The sequence below is a fragment of the Streptomyces sp. NPDC046939 genome, from assembly GCF_040644575.1.
Taxonomy (GTDB): Bacteria; Actinomycetota; Actinomycetes; order Streptomycetales; family Streptomycetaceae; genus Streptomyces.
Map to the genome: position 1 here is coordinate 1 of NZ_JBEYWV010000078.1, position 1,104 is coordinate 1,104.

Annotated in this window: 1 protein-coding gene; it reads left to right on the forward strand. The window is 68.4% G+C overall.

Features of this window, described 5'->3' with window-relative positions; translation table 11 throughout:
- The first annotated feature begins 235 nt into the window (after positions 1-235).
- The gene (locus ABZ877_RS39665) at positions 236-1,063 is read left to right on the forward strand and encodes an IS5 family transposase (RefSeq protein ID WP_361081585.1); all 828 of its coding nucleotides are present in this window, start codon (positions 236-238) and stop codon (positions 1,061-1,063) included.
- Positions 1,064-1,104 lie beyond the last annotated feature (41 nt).

Here is a 1,104-nt window from a genome sequence, read left to right on the forward strand (position 1 = left end):
TCTTAGTGGGCGTTTGATTACCTTTTGAGGGCATAAGTTGAGCTTCGGGCTACCGCTGTTGAGCGGCCAGACGCCGGAGTCCGCGCCAGCTTGCTCTGTGGACCCGCCTGTCACCGTCGACAGGCCATTCCTCCGCATACGCCCCGACTCAATTAGAAATGCCCGGACCGCACCGCAACGCCCGGCCCTCCCCCACGCCCTGGCGCGAGCCCGCACCCGGCAGTACGCCAGAACCATGCCCGAGCCACGGCCCTACCCCAGCGACCTCTCCGACGCCCGCTGGGAACTCATCCGCCCGGTCCTGGAGGCCTGGCGCGACGCCCGCACCCCGAAGATCCGCCAGCCCACCCATGACCTGCGCCGGATCATGGACGCCATCCTCTACGTCGACCGCTCCGGCATCCCCTGGAGCTACCTGCCACACGACTTCCCGCCCCACCAGACGGTCTACGGCTACTTCGCACACTGGGAACGCGACGGCATCTTCGAGCAACTCACCGGCACCCTGCGCCGCCTGTCGCGCACGGCCAGCGGACACGACGCGGAACCCAGCGCCTGCCTCATCGATGCCCAGAGCGTCAAGACCTCCGCCAATGTACGCCTCGCCGACCAGGGCTTCGACGCCGCCAAGAAGATCGCCGGACGCAAACGCCACCTCGTCACCGACACCCTCGGGCTCCTGCTGGCCGTCGCGGTCACCGCGGCCAACATCCACGACAGCCACGCCGCCCGCCCGCTCCTCGCCGCCGTCGCCACCGCCCACCCCACCCTGACCAAGGTCTGGGCGGACGCCGGCTACAAGCACGCCGTCATCGAGCACAGCGCCACCCTCGGCCTCGACCTCGAAGTCGTCCAACGCCACCCCGCCGTGCGCGGGTTCACCCCGCTGCCCCGGCGCTGGGTGATCGAACGCACCCTCGGCTGGCTCATGCAGCACCGGCGCCTCGTCCGCGACTTCGAACAGCACCCCCACCGCTCCGCCGCCATGATCCACATCGCGGCCATCGACCTCATGACCCGCCGCCTCACCCGCGAAAACACCCCCACCTGGCGTGACACCTAACCCCAAACCAAACAGACAACACCAAATCAAACGCCCACTTA

Bases quoted from the DNA above. Each gene is read 5' to 3' on its own strand.
- ABZ877_RS39665 (WP_361081585.1), top strand. From the start codon at position 236: ATGCCCGAGCCACGGCCCTACCCCAGCGACCTCTCCGACGCCCGCTGG.